Here is a 14,500-nt window from a genome sequence, read left to right on the forward strand (position 1 = left end):
AGCTGCGTTAGACGCTGACCGGCACCGCGTGCGCGGGTCGCTGGCCCGCATCGCACGGTGTATAGGCAGTGGCTGCGTCAGATGCTGACCGGCACCGCGTGCGCGGGTCGCTGGCCCGCATCGTGCAGTGTGTAGGTAGTGGCTGCGTTAGACGCTGACTGGCACCGCGTGCGCGGGTCGCTGGCCCGCATCGCACGGTGTGTAGACAAGGACTATCATTTATTCCCTCAACATGTCATTTGGGCCAGGATTGAAATACGCTCCCACTGCTCACCCTAATCTTCTCTACGACTACACGAAGGCTTTAAAATTTGCTCTAAGTGTACGGATCGTGCATACTACCGGTGGACATCTTAACCCTGAACTGAGGAGTTACATGATGAGCACAACCTGGCGCGTACCGTTTGGCGATCTGCGGCGTAGCCATCAAGCGATTAACACCGAACTCATCGCCGCCGTCAAGCGAGTTATCGAAAGTGGCTGGTATATTCTAGGTAACGAAGTGGCAGCATTCGAGCAGGAATTTGCTAATGTCTGTGGGGTGAACCATTGTGTAGGCGTAGCCAGCGGTGCTGAAGCACTCTACCTGGCGCTGGTTGCCGCTGGCATCGGGCCGGGTGATGAGGTGATTACGGTTGCCAATGCGTGTATGTACGACGTAGCCGCCATCTTGCAGGCTGGCGCCCGTCCAATCCTGGTTGATGTCGATCCGACTACCCAGAATCTCGATCCGGCGGCAATGGCAGCGGCAATTACGCCGCGCACCAGAGCTGTGATACCGGTACATCTCTTTGGACGGCTCGCCGATATGGCAGCGATCAATGACCTGGCCAAACGACACGATCTCGTTGTTATCGAAGATGCGGCTCAGGCCCATGGTGCATGGCGAATCGATTCAACGGGGCAACCACGACAGGCCGGGCAGTGGGGTGATATTGCCGCATTCAGTTTCTACCCGACCAAGAATTTGGGCGCGTTGGGGGATGGCGGAGCAGTGGTAACTAACCAGACCTCACTCGCCGAACGACTGCGACGCCTCCGCATGTACGGTTGGGAGCGAAAATATTACACGACCGAAATCGGTGGACGTAATTCTCGCCTCGATGAGCTGCAAGCGGCTTTGTTGCGTGTGAAACTCGCTCATCTTGCAGCAGCGAACGCTGCCCGGCGCGAACGCGCTGGCTGGTATGCTACGGCGTTAGCCGATGTACCAATTGGTCTACCCGTAGATGAACCAGGCCACGTGTATCACCTCTACGTGATTACCCTTCCCGACCGGGTTACTCGCGACCGGCTACGTGAGCATCTCCTCGCCCACGGTGTCGGCTGCGATATTCACTACCCAACACCTACCCATCTGCAACCGGCTTATGCTGAGCTGGGGTATCGAGCGGGTAGTCTACCGGTAACCGAAGACCTGGCTGGCCGGATTTTATCGTTACCCATGTACCCTGAATTAACTTACGAAGAAGTTATGTTTGTGGCTGAAACAGTACGAACGAGGGTCGTATGATTGATTTCCAGCAATTTGCCGGTGCAAATGTCCTGATCACCGGTGGTCTGGGCTTTATCGGCTCGAATCTGGCTCATCGTTTAGTCGAGCTGGGTGCAAATATTACGCTGGTTGATTCGCTGATTCCGGAGTATGGCGGAAACCTTTACAACATTGCCGGAATTGAGAAGCGAGTGCGAGTAAATATCGCTGATGTGCGCGATGAGTACTCGATGAATTATCTGGTGCAGGGTCAGGATTTTCTCTTCAACCTCGCCGGGCAAACCAGCCATCTCGACTCGATGCGCAACCCCTACATTGATCTCGACATCAATTGTCGGGCCCAGCTCTCTATCCTCGAAGCCTGTCGCAAGAATAACCCGCGTATCACGATTGTCTATGCGTCCACCCGCCAGATTTATGGTAAGCCTGACTATCTCCCAGTTGATGAACGCCATTTATTACACCCGGTCGATGTAAACGGGATCAACAAAATGGCCGGTGAATGGTACCATATTCTCTACAATAATGTCTATGGTATTCGTGCATGTGCTTTACGTTTGACGAACACGTATGGCCCACGGATGCGAGTCAAAGATGCGCGTCAGACCTTTCTGGGCGTCTGGATCAGAAACGTGATCGACGGAAAGCCGATACAGGTTTGGGGCGATGGAAAACAACTGCGCGATTTCACCTACATTGATGATTGCGTTAATGCGTTGTTACTGGCTGCACTGCATCCGGCTGCTGGCGGACAAATTTTTAATCTAGGTGGTCTTGAAGTAATTAACTTGCGCGATCTGGCAGCGCTCACGGTTGAGATTGCCGGCGGGGGAAATTTTGAGATCATTCCCTACCCTCCAGACCGCAAACCGATCGATATTGGTGACTACTACGCCGATGATCGCCGGATTCGGACGATGCTAGGTTGGCAGCCGCGAATCGATCTCCGCACCGGTCTGGCAAGAACCATCGCGTTTTATCGTGAACATCGCCGCCATTACTGGGAACCATCACCGGATGAAGGTTAATAAAAACCGCTACAATATTCATCAAACCGTCAAGATTGGTCACTACAATGTAAGTCAACGATATACAGAGGAGCACAACATCTATGCGCGTATTAATTACCGGGGGAGCAGGCTTTCTTGGTTCACACTTGTGTGATCGGTTTCTGGCTGAAGGGCATACGGTGATCGCGATGGATAATCTGATCACCGGCAGTACCGACAATATCGCTCATCTGGCCGGTCATCCTCGCTTCCTCTTTATTCATCACGATGTAACGAACTACATTTACATCGAAGGACCCATCGACGCCGTATTGCACTTCGCTTCACCGGCGTCACCAATCGACTACCTTGAGTTGCCAATTCAGACGCTCAAAGTTGGTGCGCTCGGTACCCATAAAGCTCTCGGTCTGGCGCGGGCCAAAGGTGCCCGCTTTTTACTTGCGTCAACTTCGGAAGTCTACGGCGATCCCCAAGTCCATCCACAGCCTGAAAGTTATTACGGTCACGTGAATCCGGTTGGGCCAAGAGGTGTGTACGATGAAGCCAAGCGCTTCGCTGAAGCAATGACGATGGCGTACCACAACTACCACGGTGTGGAGACGCGCATTGTTCGTATCTTCAATACCTATGGCCCTCGGATGCGGCTCCGCGATGGAAGGGTCGTTCCCAACTTTATTTCGCAAGCCTTACGTGGCGAACCACTCACCATTTACGGGGATGGTAGTCAGACCCGCTCGTTTCAGTATGTCTCCGATCTGGTAGAGGGCGTCTACCGATTGCTGTTTAGCGATGAAGTCGAACCGGTGAACATTGGCAATCCCAGTGAATTTACAATTGCCGAGTTCGCCCAGATCGTTAATGAAATAACCGGTAACAAAGCAGGGGTTGTCTATCGCGATCTCCGCACCAAAGATGACCCTCAAGTGCGTCAACCTGATATAACCAAAGCCCGACGGATTCTTAACTGGGAACCAAAAGTATCCCTACGCGAAGGCCTAGAACAGACTATTCCCTGGTTCCGGCAGGAACTGCAACGACGTGGCGAGCTATAACTAGCACGAGGAGGCAGACTCAGCGTATGAAGGCGGTCATTCTGGCTGGCGGCTACGGTACCCGCATCAGTGAAGAGAGTGCCATTCGACCGAAGCCGATGGTTGAAATCGGTAATCGGCCTATTCTCTGGCACATTATGAAAATCTATTCGGCCCACGGAATCAACGAGTTCATCATCTGCTGTGGCTACAAAGGTCACATGATTAAAGAGTATTTTGCCAATTATTATCTGCATCATGCTGATGTGACCTTTGATATGCGTGAAAACCGGATGACGGTGCACCATACGAAGATCGAGCCGTGGCAGGTGACACTAGTTGATACCGGTGAGAACACCATGACTGGTGGTCGCATCAAGCGTATTCAGCCCTACGTTGGAAACGAGACCTTCTGTCTGACGTATGGTGACGGGGTAAGTGATGTCGATATTCGGGCTTTGCTCGCTTACCATCGCGAACAAGGTGTGACGGTGACCTTAACCGCAGTGCAGCCGCCAGGCCGCTTTGGGGCCTTCTCGCTGAGTGAAGGCCAGACCTTGATCGAGAGTTTCAAAGAGAAGCCGAAGGGTGATGGGGCGTATATCAACGGTGGTTTCTTCGTTGTTGAACCAGCAGCATTCGATCTGATCGCCGGTGACGAGACCGTTTGGGAACGTGAGCCACTAGAGCAGTTGGCTCAGCGTGGACAACTGGCCGCCTACCGTCATCACGGCTTCTGGCATCCGATGGACACCCTGCGCGATAAGAACTACCTGGAAGGGTTGTGGCAGAGCGGCCAGGCGCCCTGGAAAATTTGGGAATGATGGAAGGAGCTAGCAATGAAAGTCCTCTTAACCGGCAGCGGTGGCTATATCGGTATCATCACTGCGCCGTATCTGATGGAACGTGGACACGAGGTTGTCGGTGTTGACACCGGCTACTACGAGAGTGGCTGGCTCTACCACAGCGGCATGCGACAACCACAATTGATTGTCCAGGATATTCGTTGCTTAACCGCTGCTGACCTGGCCGGTTTTGACGCAGTGGTGCATATGGCCGAGCTATCGAACGATCCGTTGGGGCAGCTTAACCGTGATCTGACGTTTCAGATCAACCATCAGGGCAGTGTCAGGCTGGCTCGTGCTGCGAAGGCGGCTGGCGTCAGGCGCTTCGTGTATATGTCATCATGTTCGGTGTATGGCATCGGAGAGGAAGGTGAGATCAAAACTGAGGAGTCACCGGTTAACCCCCAAACGGCTTACGCCGAATGTAAAGTGCTGGTGGAGCGTGATTTGGCCCAGATGGCTGATGATGACTTTTCACCGGTATTTCTGCGCAATGCAACCGCCTTCGGCCCCTCACCGCGCCAACGGTTTGATGTGGTGCTGAACAATCTTGCCGGTTTGGCCTGGACAACCGGCAAGATTGCGATGACCAGTGATGGCACGCCGTGGCGACCTCTAGTACACATTCTCGACATTGCCCAGGCTGTCGCCTGTGCGTTGGAGGCGCCACGCGAAGCGATCCACAATCAGATTTTCAATGTTGGCGATAGCCGTTACAATTACCGTGTGCGCGAGATTGCCGAGATCGTCGCCGAAGTCTTTCCCGGTTGCGAATTAACGTTTGGGCAGAAAGATGCAGACAATCGCAGCTATCGGGTTGATTTTACCAAGATTGCGACACACCTGCCCGGATTTTCCTGCCGGTACGACGCCTTAGCTGGTGCTCAGCAATTGCGCGCTGTCTTCGAGCGTATTGGCATGACGCGCGAGATCTTCGAGGCGCCGCCATACACGCGCCTCAAGATGCTTCGTCATCTGATCGCAACCAATCAACTTGACGCCGAACTGTTCTGGAGGAGCTGACTATGCGGTTTATTCCTACCGAATTAAAGGATGCCCACATCATTGAGTTGGAGCCACGTGAAGACAACCGTGGCTTCTTCGCACGGGTTTGGGCTGACGATGAATTCGCTGCTCATGGTCTGGTGAGTCGCGTTGTTCAGATGAACCTCTCGTATAATCGGGTGGCCGGTACATTGCGGGGGATGCACTTTCAGCACGCACCGTATGCGGAAACTAAATTAGTACGTTGCATCCGTGGCGCAATCTACGATGTGATTATCGATTTACGTCCCGATTCACCAACCTACAAGCGCTGGATCGGCGTGAAGCTCACTGCGGCCAATCGGCTGGCACTGTACGTACCGGAAGGTTTTGCCCACGGTTTTCAGACGCTTGAAGACGACACGGAAGTGTTTTACCAGGTCTCACAGTACTACACGCCGTCTGCCGAAGGTGGCGTGCGTTATGACGATCCGGCCTTCGGGATTGAGTGGCCGTTGCCGGTCACCGAAATCAGTGAGAAAGATAAGCGCTGGCCGCTGTTTAACGGTTAGCAAGCGTTGTGGGTGTGTCTTTCGCAACCTGCATTCGCACCAGGTGTGAAGGTGTGGATGCAGGTCAGTCTGCTCACCCGGCCAGTTCGGTATTTGAGATTATCTGTTATCCCCTCTCTGCTTGCAGGTGCATAACATCTACCGCAGGCACGTCTAACGAGCGCCTGCAAGCACAGAACAACCCCGCGGAGAAAACTATGATCCTGATCGACACTGCATTGCAACGCGCCGAAGCTGAGGGCCGGCCAATTCGAGTTGGCATGATCGGTGCGGGCTTTATGGCGCGTGGAATTGCCCTCCAGATGATCCGGTATACCCGTGGTATGCGATTGGTTGCCATCGCCAATCGCACCATTGAACGAGCAATCCAGGCGTATACTGAAGCCGATGTACCGACCGAAGCGATTCGCCGGGTCGATTCGCCAACTGCTTTGGCAGCAGCACTCGAAGCTGGTGCACCAGCAGTAACCAGCGATGCGCTCTTGCTTTGCACTGCCGATGGCATTGATGTCATTCTCGAAGTGACCGGTGCGGTTGAATTTGGCGCTCAAGTAGCCCTCACCGCGATGCGCCACGGCAAACACGTAGTAACGATGAATGCCGAACTCGATGGAACCCTCGGTGCAATTTTGCAGGTGTATGCCCGTCGCAATGGTGTGATCTTTACCCTTTCCGACGGAGACCAGCCCGGCGTCATTATGAACCTCTATCGCTTCGTGCGCGGGTTAGGGGTCAAGCCGGTATTGTGCGGCAATATAAAAGGTTTGCACGATCCGTATCGCAATCCAACCACGCAGGCCAATTTTGCCCGTCAATGGGGGCAAAATCCATATATGGTGACCAGCTTCGCCGACGGTACGAAAATTTCGTTCGAGCAGGCAGTTGTGGCAAACGCCACAGGAATGCGGGTCGCGAAGCGGGGGATGTTTGGGCCAACCGTACCATCCGGCACACCGCTAGCCGATGTCGTACATGAGCTGTATCCGCTAGAGGCCTTGCTCGAAGGGCCAGGGATTGTCGATTACGTTGTCGGTGCAACACCGGGGCCAGGCGTGTTTGTGTTGGGTACCCACGACCATCCACGGATGCAGCACTACCTGAATCTGTATAAGCTAGGAAAGGGGCCACTCTACCTCTTTTACACACCGTACCACCTGTGCCATTTTGAGGTTCCCAATTCGGTTGCACGGGTCGCTCTGTTTGGTGATACGGTGCTAGCAGCGGCTGGCCGACCCACTGTTGAAGTGATTGCAGCGGCCAAAACCGATCTACGCGCTGGTCAAACGCTCGATGGTCTAGGGGGCTATATGACGTATGGGTTGGCTGAAAATGCCGAGGTGGTTCAGGCCGAACGCATCTTGCCAATCGGGCTGGCGGAGGGATGTACGCTGCTGCACGATATTCCGAAAGACGGTATCATTACCTATGCAGATGTACAGTTACCTCCCAATCGGTTGAGTGACCAGTTGCGGGCTGAACAAGATGCGATGTTCTGGTCATAGCGGTTCTATCTTTTCCCAGGGATTTGTCTTCGTGAAGAGTAAGAGCCTATCCGAATATTCGTCTCACGGTGCAACGGATGTAACTCATCGATGGATGGACGGATACAGCACTACTGCGCCTTGAAGCGGCGCTGCACCCCAACCGAATCTGCTGCGACAGGATATGGCGGATAGTCGCTCTGTGATTATCGTTGTGAATACCTGTGGGGGCGAGGTTACTGCCTCGCCCCTGCTAACAGAGTTATCCCGTCGTGGGTGTGACGATACAAGACATTCGGACAAGTTCTTAGAGCCTATCCGAATAATCGTCTCACGGTACGGCGGATGAAACCCGATCAATGTACGGGCACAGCGCTGCTATGACGCAACCGATCCTCTTCTGGGTATTCCAGACAGCCTCTAAATAACCCAGCCTCGGAACGTCACCTCTGCATCAATCAGCAGCAAAATTGTCGGCCTGATCATGGTGGTGATTCCGCGGTGTCCACTCTTTTTCTTCCACAATGATTTCAATCGTCTTAAATCGGCGTCCGGTGTCCGGGTCGTACCGATACCGAACACAGACGAGCCGATCGCCATACATTGCTTGTAGCTTCTTGGTACCGCGCTGACCAGGTTTTAATTTGAGACGAGTACGCATCGGTGGCTCCGTGGCATATCGACAACGGCTCTTTGTTGTACTATACCGACTCGCATTACCGTATCATTACCTCAGCGCCGGTACAGCCTCAAAACAGTTCCTGTCGAACTACGATGTACTCGCCACCAGAGGCAACTGACGAGCTTCGCCAGCTAGCAATGTCTGAGCCGCTGCCGCGACAAAACCGCGGAAGAGCGGATGTGGTTTACCCGGACGCGATTGGAATTCGGGGTGGAATTGACTGGCTACGTACCAGGGATGATCGCGCAGTTCAATGATTTCAACCAGCCGCCTGTCTGGTGACACACCGCTGATAACCAGACCGGCCGCTTCAAGGATGGCCCGGTAACGGTTATTGAACTCGAAGCGATGACGGTGCCGTTCTTCTACCCGGTTGCAACCGTAAGCAGCATGTGCTCGCGTTCCCGGTATTAGATCGCACGGGTAGAGACCCAGGCGCATTGTGCCGCCCTTCTCGGTAATATCGCGTTGATCCGGCATCAAATCGATGACCGGATGAGCCGTCTGTGGATTGAATTCAGTACTATTCACATCATGAGTGCCGAGGACGTGACGTGCAAAGGCAATGGTGGCACATTGCATGCCCAGACAGAGACCAAGATAAGGGATCCCATGAACCCTGGCATAGTCAGCAGCCGCAATCTTCCCCTCAATTCCTCGCTCACCGAATCCACCCGGTACCAGAATACCGTAGACGCCTGCTAGCAAGCGGGCTGCACCCTCGCGTTCTACTTCTTCGGCTGAGACCCAGCGAATATCGATGTCTATCGATTGTTCAAGACCGGCATGATGCAGCGCTTCAACAACGCTAATGTAGGCATCGTGTAGCTCAACATATTTCCCGACAAGGGCAATCGGTAAGCGACGTTTCTCCTGCCGGATGCGGGCGACCAGTGCACGCCACTCTTCTAGGTCAGGCGGGTTCGCCGGCAGTCCTAACCGTTCGACTAAATATTCACCCAGGCCCATATCTTCGAGGACCAGTGGTACTTCGTAGATTGAGTCAACGGTCGGCACCGGAATCACAGCGCGTACATCAACGTCGGCGAAAAAGGCGATCTTCTCGCGAATCTCATCATCAATAGGACGGTCAGCCCGGCAGAGAATAATATCGGCGCTAATCCCGACGTTGCGGAGCGCCATAACTGAGTGTTGCGTCGGTTTCGTCTTCAGTTCGCCAGTGCTGATATGCGGTAAGAGGGTAACGTGAATATAGAGAATGTTGTCGCGTCCAACATCTTTCCGCATCTGACGGATTGCCTCTAGGAAGGGCAGACTCTCGATATCGCCGACAGTGCCACCAATTTCAACGATTACCACATCAGCCTGGCTGCTCCGCGCCAGGGCACCGATACGGGCCTTGATCTCGTTGGTGATATGCGGGATAACCTGAATCGTGCCGCCAAGATAATCTCCTCGTCGCTCTTTCGCAATTACTGCCGAGTAGATTTGGCCGGTGGTGACGTTGCTCAATCGGCTCAGGTTCACATCAATAAACCGTTCATAATGCCCAAGATCGAGGTCGGTCTCTGCGCCATCAGCCGTGACGAAGACTTCACCATGCTGATACGGTGACATCGTGCCCGGATCAACGTTCAGGTAGGGATCGAGCTTCATGACTGAAACCGAGAACCCACGGCTCTTTAGCAAGCGACCGATTGAGGCGACACCAATGCCTTTCCCTACTGATGAAACAACCCCACCGGTAACAAAAATGTACTTGGTCATAGCACAGCACTCCCTGTTCTAAAGATTTGTGGGTCGGTCAACCTTCGGGTTGAACCGACCCACACTGGCTCTCTTCTCGTTGTGTCAAATACGATTGCATCACGAACAATCGGTATCTGCCGACGATTTGAACTGGCTGTAACGTATTTTGTGCTACCGTTTGAGCGTGTATCTAAAGCCTTCTTTTGCCTTTGTGTTCGGCATCTCTGCCACTGTTGTTACGTAGCAGAAGATGAACGAAACAGGTCACACGCCGTTGCACTTCAATAGTTAAGTATACCACAAACGGCGCCAGATGTTAGCCGTTTATCGGGCGAAGAAAAACGATCCTGGTCTGCTCTTCATCCTCCGGCAAGGCATTGGCATTGATCACAAACTTCTCTTCAGGGGTATATTCTTTCAATCCCATCTCGCTAACGAACCGCTCGATGGGGGCCAGTGGTGGATCGAAATTGGTTTGCCCCATTGCATAGTGCATTGGTATAACGAAGCGTGGCTCGATTTGGCTAATGACATTACTTGCCAGCGCTGGCCCGATTGTCTCTCCACCACCAACCGGGACAAACAGAACATCAACATTCGAGCCAATCTCTTCGAGCTGGCTCGTCGTTAGCTCGTGACCAAGGTCGCCAAGGTGACAGAAGACCAGGTCATCGAGGTGAATGATGTACACCGTATTGAAACCACGTTCGGCCCCCTTCACCTGATCGTGAAAGGTGCGCACACCGGTAATCAAGACCCCACCAATCTCGTATTCACCGGGACCATCAACAACAAAAACGCGATCACGGAGAGGTCGTACTGCGCTGGAATTATCGTGATCAGGGTGATGATGACTTACCGTAACGATAGATGCTGTCGGACGTCCGAGATCGAGACCAATAGAACGATGATAGGGATCGCAGACGATCGTACCATCACGACCGCGAATTCGGAAACAGGCGTGACCGAGAAACTGTACTTCTGGCATAGAACATCCTTACGCTTCCTCGTGAAAACGAGTAGAATACCTCTAAAAATATCTGGACAAGGCTGCTATCTGGCAATCCACTGGCAGATGGGGTGAAAACGTTGGAAAGCCCTGGTACTACCTTCCGCTACCCTTGCCTCTTTCACACCGTCAGGAGAAAGTAGCAGGTTTGGAACCCGCATCCCCACCGTTTACCTCTTTTTCCCCTCCCGACTACTGTGCAGGGACAATGCATCGAAAACCCTAAGCAAATGCACACAAGTATTAATCTTTTCCAGCTTGCAGTAGCGTGTATGGAAGTATGCGAAATCTTGTCGAGCAGAATGCCTTCGATTTACCCTAATTTCTCACTGCGGCATCGCACTGAGAACCATCGCGATGGCCTGTAATTCTCGACACTCTATTATACTTTCCTTTCCGCTAAAAGTTGCCAGCCTCGTGCGCCGGAATTGGCTTCCGGCAGATTTGAACCTTACAACATAACCTGTTTGGGCGTGCCAAACGGCCTACGTTGCCGCCATGTTGGCCGTTTTCAGCCATCGCGCCAGGTTTCCTTTGGGCACATGCCCCGTCACCGACTTCTTTTCGCGAAGGTGCCCCGGAAGCTTGACATCTTTGGGAAATGGCTGGCCGATCAACAGGCGGCGGAAGCGCCCTGGCGTTCGTTTAGGTTTACGATCCCAGAAGCCGGTTGGGGGAGCGGGGAATGTGGCCGCCAGGAAACTCAACATCGAGCCGGCCAGGAGCGCCAATGCGGGCAAGCGTTGGACACGTTCCGGGTTGTGCACACACTGACGGTGGGCGCCGACCATTTGCGTGGCGCGCACCGGGATGTGCGCCACCGGCCAGCGGTCTGTGTCCATGGCCCGCACACGTTCCGGCTTGAGTTTGACAGGTGTCGCTAACAGCCAGGGCTGTTTGAAGGCCGGGTCGGAGATGGCGTACACGTCAAAAACCCGGTGCTGCGGGTCAGGCGTCACCTCATTCAAAACCAGGTTGCGCCAAATCTCGGCGCGTAGCTGGCGTCCGTCCTCCTCCCAGGTGTATGGTTCGTCGGGAGGGGTGGCTGCCAGCGTTCTGCCTTGATACTGGCGAGCCAACGGTCGCACCAACCTGCCATCCTTCGCCTTGCGCCCACGGTGATGGTCGGGGAGAACGTTGCGCCGTGCCGTGAAAGTGGTCGCCAGGCGGATGAGAGAGCGCTCAATCCCCGCCTCGTGCAGCGCGCTGATTGTCACCCCGGCATCCACCACCACCATTTCATCTTCCTGAAGGCCTTGCTGGACGTTTGTGCGCACCCTCTGCCACAAATTGTTCTCGCTCGTGTCTGTGGAATGGACCCGTTCAAAAACCCGTGGCAGGGCCATCCGCTGCCCATTCACTTCCCCCACTTCCCCGCTGATCCAAACGATCACCGCCGGTAAAGCCCGATTGGCCGCCGGGTGATCGTGCTTGCTGGGGCATCTTTTCAGCGCTGGACGCCAAAACACCGTGATGTCCACCGTCACCGGAACACAAAATCCGCACTGTTCAAATCTTACGAACACGAAAGACGCCAAAACACCGTGATGTCCACCGTCACCGGAACATATCCTTCGTAACGATGCTCCTGCCAGCCTTGCAATTCCTTCATCTATTCCCGCCACAGACGCAGCAGGACCGCTCTCTGCCAGGCGCCGTTGCGAACGGCTCCCCACGCCCTCCGCATGGCCGCATCCGACAATCCCGTTGCTTTCAGCGCCGGAAACATGGCTCCACGGTTCGGCAAGCGCGCCCCGCTCACCATCATCCCCATGAACATGAAATGGAACAGGGCAAGATTGGTCCCCACCAGAAGACGGTGAAGCAACGTAACCAAAACACGTATGGTATGATTTGTCGTAGTAATGGGCTCCTTGTTGTGGTCTGATGTTTGGGTGACACAAGATGACCACGCATTGAGCCCATTACCAACCTTTTTATCAACATCAGTTAGCGGAAAGTGAAGCTGAATGGACCCTCAACTCTCTACTCAACTCGTGCAACTCCTCGCCCCCTTCCTGCCCTACCTGCTCAAAGGCGCCAAACTTGCCGGGCAGGAAGCGGCCAAAAAACTCGGCGAAAAGACCGGTGAAAAAGGCTTCGAGCAAGTCAAAGCCCTGTGAGACAGACTGCGCCCAAAGATGGAAGCCAGACCCGCTGCGCTCGAAGCCGCCCAGGACGCTGCCGCCCATCCCGACGACGAAGATGCCCTGGCCGCCCTGCGCCTGCAACTGAAGAAACTCCTCGCCGAAGACGATTCCTTGGCCCAGGAACTCGCCCGCCTGCTGCCGCAATCCGGCCCCGCCGGGCAGACCGTCATCGCCAGCGGCAATCGCTCTGTCGCCATCGGCGGGAACGCCAGCGGCAGCACCATCATTACCGGCAATCACAATCAGGTCAAGCGATAGGCCCATGAGTCGCCGCGCCATCACCATTCAAGGCAACGCCGAGCATACCATCATCATCACCGGTGACAACAACCAGGTGCATCTGGGTCACCAGGGCGGATTTGTCTTCCGCCTGCTTGACGAGGCCTTCCGCCAGGCGCAGGCCACAGGCCAACCGGCGGATTTCTACAACGGCGCCCGGCCCAACTGGGCGAACATCGCCCGCCAGCAGGACGCCCTGCGCACGCTCTTCCCCTCCCTGATGGACTTCATCCTTCATGGGACGCCAGCGCAGCGCCTGGGGGTGATCAGCGGGCTTTCCGGCGAGGGCAAGACCACCCTGCTGATGCGCGCCGCCTGGGGGGCCGCCCACCAGGGGCTTCCCGTGCTCTGGCGACATTACGGCCACGTGACGCAGCCTTACGAACATCCTTTCGAGCAGAATGGGCCGCTCCTGATCTGCCTGGACGAACTCCCCTACGTGGACGAGCTGCCCGCCCTGCTCAGCGACCTGAACGAGAGCGGCCTGCCGTTCGTGCTCCTGGGCACGGCGCGCCTGCACGAGTGGTACAACAGCCCCCACCGTCCCGAAGTGGAACGCCGGGTGACGGTGCAGGAATTCCGCCTGGAACGCCTGGACGAGCACGAAGCCCACGCCCTGCTCGAACGCCTGGAAGCGAACAACGCCCTGGGCGCCCTGCAGGAGAAGACCCCCTCAGAGCGGCTCGATTACCTGCTCGGCCGCCTGCAGGCGGATGGTCAGTTGCTCCCCGCCCTGATGACTAGCCGCGCCGGCTGCTCCTTTGAAGCCATCCTGGAAACCGTCTTTACCAACCTGGAAAAGCGCTATCGCGAAGAGCGCGTCGCCTTCCTGCTGCGCGGCTACGCCGGCATCGCCCTGGTGCACCGCTTTGGCTTCTGGATCAGCCGCCGCCTGTTAGCGGAGTTCCTGCACTGCCCGGAAGCCGAACTGACCCCGCGCCTGCTCTCTCCCCTGCGCGGCGAACTGACCGAGATCACCGAAGAAGAGGAGGCCGGGCGCCTCTCCACCCGTCACCCCTGGATCGCCGAACGCGCCCTGGGCCTGCTGGCCGTCCGCCGCCTGCCCGAAGAACGCTACCTGTATCAAGACCTGTTTGACGCCCTGGGTAGGGTGCTCGGCGCCGACCCAAGCACCGAAGAGCGCAAACTGACAACCCTGCTCCCCCTGGCCTTCAAATACCAGGGACGCATCGCCGAAGCCCGCCGCCTCTTCCAGCAGGCCAGCCAGGCCGACCCCAAACACGCCCCCGTC

Annotated in this window: 14 protein-coding genes; 10 read left to right on the forward strand and 4 right to left on the reverse strand. The window is 55.3% G+C overall.

What is annotated here, in order from left to right; translation table 11 throughout:
* Positions 1 to 379 precede the first annotated feature (379 nt).
* The 7 genes from JE47_RS0116470 (at position 380) to JE47_RS0116500 (ending at position 7,439) form a co-directional block, all read left to right on the forward strand.
* The gene (locus tag JE47_RS0116470) at positions 380 to 1,513 is read left to right on the forward strand and encodes a DegT/DnrJ/EryC1/StrS aminotransferase family protein (protein WP_031460807.1); all 1,134 of its coding nucleotides are present in this window, start codon (positions 380 to 382) and stop codon (positions 1,511 to 1,513) included.
* The gene (locus JE47_RS0116475) at positions 1,510 to 2,523 is read left to right on the forward strand and encodes an NAD-dependent epimerase/dehydratase family protein (RefSeq protein WP_031460808.1); all 1,014 of its coding nucleotides are present in this window, start codon (positions 1,510 to 1,512) and stop codon (positions 2,521 to 2,523) included. The genes JE47_RS0116470 and JE47_RS0116475 overlap by 4 nt, the downstream gene beginning before the upstream one ends.
* An 83-nt stretch (positions 2,524 to 2,606) precedes the next feature.
* Positions 2,607 to 3,557 carry a UDP-glucuronic acid decarboxylase family protein gene (locus tag JE47_RS0116480; protein ID WP_028458130.1) on the forward strand — a complete coding sequence of 317 codons (951 nt, stop codon included), beginning with the start codon at positions 2,607 to 2,609 and terminating at the stop codon, positions 3,555 to 3,557.
* Between the two features lie 26 nt (positions 3,558 to 3,583).
* Positions 3,584 to 4,360 carry a glucose-1-phosphate cytidylyltransferase gene (gene rfbF / locus JE47_RS0116485; RefSeq protein WP_031460809.1) on the forward strand — a complete coding sequence of 259 codons (777 nt, stop codon included), beginning with the start codon at positions 3,584 to 3,586 and terminating at the stop codon, positions 4,358 to 4,360.
* A gap of 15 nt (positions 4,361 to 4,375) precedes the next feature.
* On the forward strand, positions 4,376 to 5,404 hold the full coding sequence (locus tag JE47_RS0116490; RefSeq protein ID WP_031460810.1) for an NAD-dependent epimerase/dehydratase family protein: 1,029 nt from the start codon (positions 4,376 to 4,378) through the stop codon (positions 5,402 to 5,404).
* A 2-nt stretch (positions 5,405 to 5,406) separates the two neighbouring features.
* The gene (rfbC, locus tag JE47_RS0116495) at positions 5,407 to 5,937 is read left to right on the forward strand and encodes a dTDP-4-dehydrorhamnose 3,5-epimerase (protein ID WP_028458133.1); all 531 of its coding nucleotides are present in this window, start codon (positions 5,407 to 5,409) and stop codon (positions 5,935 to 5,937) included.
* 197 nt (positions 5,938 to 6,134) lie between these two features.
* On the forward strand, positions 6,135 to 7,439 hold the full coding sequence (locus JE47_RS0116500) for an NAD(P)H-dependent oxidoreductase (RefSeq protein ID WP_031460811.1): 1,305 nt from the start codon (positions 6,135 to 6,137) through the stop codon (positions 7,437 to 7,439).
* 433 nt (positions 7,440 to 7,872) lie between these two features.
* Here JE47_RS0116500 and JE47_RS0116505 read toward each other — a convergent pair whose 3' ends face one another.
* The 4 genes from JE47_RS0116505 to JE47_RS0116520 all read right to left on the reverse strand — a co-directional run bounded on the left by JE47_RS0116505 (position 7,873) and on the right by JE47_RS0116520 (position 12,306).
* A complete protein-coding gene (locus tag JE47_RS0116505) occupies positions 7,873 to 8,079 on the reverse strand; it encodes a hypothetical protein (protein WP_031460812.1) in 207 nt (68 codons plus the stop codon).
* 108 nt (positions 8,080 to 8,187) lie between these two features.
* Complete coding sequence (locus tag JE47_RS0116510) at positions 8,188 to 9,828, reverse strand: CTP synthase (RefSeq protein ID WP_031460813.1); 1,641 nt, start codon at positions 9,826 to 9,828, stop codon at positions 8,188 to 8,190.
* Positions 9,829 to 10,126: 298 nt separating this feature from the next.
* Positions 10,127 to 10,798, reverse strand: coding sequence for an MBL fold metallo-hydrolase (locus tag JE47_RS0116515; protein ID WP_031460814.1), 672 nt, complete (start codon positions 10,796 to 10,798; stop codon positions 10,127 to 10,129).
* A 506-nt stretch (positions 10,799 to 11,304) separates the two neighbouring features.
* A complete protein-coding gene (locus JE47_RS0116520) occupies positions 11,305 to 12,306 on the reverse strand; it encodes a hypothetical protein (RefSeq protein WP_081910058.1) in 1,002 nt (333 codons plus the stop codon).
* A gap of 483 nt (positions 12,307 to 12,789) precedes the next feature.
* On the opposite strand from JE47_RS0116520, the gene JE47_RS22255 reads away from it, so the two are divergent.
* The 3 genes from JE47_RS22255 to JE47_RS20670 all read left to right on the forward strand — a co-directional run.
* On the forward strand, positions 12,790 to 12,942 hold the full coding sequence (locus tag JE47_RS22255; protein ID WP_236631268.1) for a hypothetical protein: 153 nt from the start codon (positions 12,790 to 12,792) through the stop codon (positions 12,940 to 12,942).
* A gap of 18 nt (positions 12,943 to 12,960) precedes the next feature.
* Positions 12,961 to 13,227 carry a hypothetical protein gene (locus JE47_RS22260; protein ID WP_236631269.1) on the forward strand — a complete coding sequence of 89 codons (267 nt, stop codon included), beginning with the start codon at positions 12,961 to 12,963 and terminating at the stop codon, positions 13,225 to 13,227.
* A 4-nt stretch (positions 13,228 to 13,231) separates the two neighbouring features.
* Positions 13,232 to 14,500 (forward strand): P-loop NTPase (locus JE47_RS20670; RefSeq protein ID WP_035419749.1); only part of this gene is annotated, 1,269 nt, incomplete at its 3' end.

The organism is Chloroflexus sp. MS-G (assembly GCF_000735195.1).
Classification (GTDB): Bacteria; Chloroflexota; Chloroflexia; order Chloroflexales; family Chloroflexaceae; genus Chloroflexus.

What these genes read in the sequence shown, in the direction of transcription:
- JE47_RS0116470 (WP_031460807.1), top strand. Translation starts at nt 380, where the DNA reads ATGAGCACAACCTGGCGCGTACCGTTTGGCGATCTGCGGCGTAGCCAT.
- JE47_RS0116475 (WP_031460808.1), top strand. Translation starts at nt 1,510, where the DNA reads ATGATTGATTTCCAGCAATTTGCCGGTGCAAATGTCCTGATCACCGGT.
- JE47_RS0116480 (WP_028458130.1), top strand. Translation starts at nt 2,607, where the DNA reads ATGCGCGTATTAATTACCGGGGGAGCAGGCTTTCTTGGTTCACACTTG.
- rfbF (WP_031460809.1), top strand. Translation starts at nt 3,584, where the DNA reads ATGAAGGCGGTCATTCTGGCTGGCGGCTACGGTACCCGCATCAGTGAA.
- JE47_RS0116490 (WP_031460810.1), top strand. Translation starts at nt 4,376, where the DNA reads ATGAAAGTCCTCTTAACCGGCAGCGGTGGCTATATCGGTATCATCACT.
- rfbC (WP_028458133.1), top strand. Translation starts at nt 5,407, where the DNA reads ATGCGGTTTATTCCTACCGAATTAAAGGATGCCCACATCATTGAGTTG.
- JE47_RS0116500 (WP_031460811.1), top strand. Translation starts at nt 6,135, where the DNA reads ATGATCCTGATCGACACTGCATTGCAACGCGCCGAAGCTGAGGGCCGG.
- JE47_RS0116505 (WP_031460812.1), bottom strand. Translation starts at nt 8,079, where the DNA reads ATGCGTACTCGTCTCAAATTAAAACCTGGTCAGCGCGGTACCAAGAAG.
- JE47_RS0116510 (WP_031460813.1), bottom strand. Translation starts at nt 9,828, where the DNA reads ATGACCAAGTACATTTTTGTTACCGGTGGGGTTGTTTCATCAGTAGGG.
- JE47_RS0116515 (WP_031460814.1), bottom strand. Translation starts at nt 10,798, where the DNA reads ATGCCAGAAGTACAGTTTCTCGGTCACGCCTGTTTCCGAATTCGCGGT.
- JE47_RS22255 (WP_236631268.1), top strand. Translation starts at nt 12,790, where the DNA reads ATGGACCCTCAACTCTCTACTCAACTCGTGCAACTCCTCGCCCCCTTC.
- JE47_RS22260 (WP_236631269.1), top strand. Translation starts at nt 12,961, where the DNA reads ATGGAAGCCAGACCCGCTGCGCTCGAAGCCGCCCAGGACGCTGCCGCC.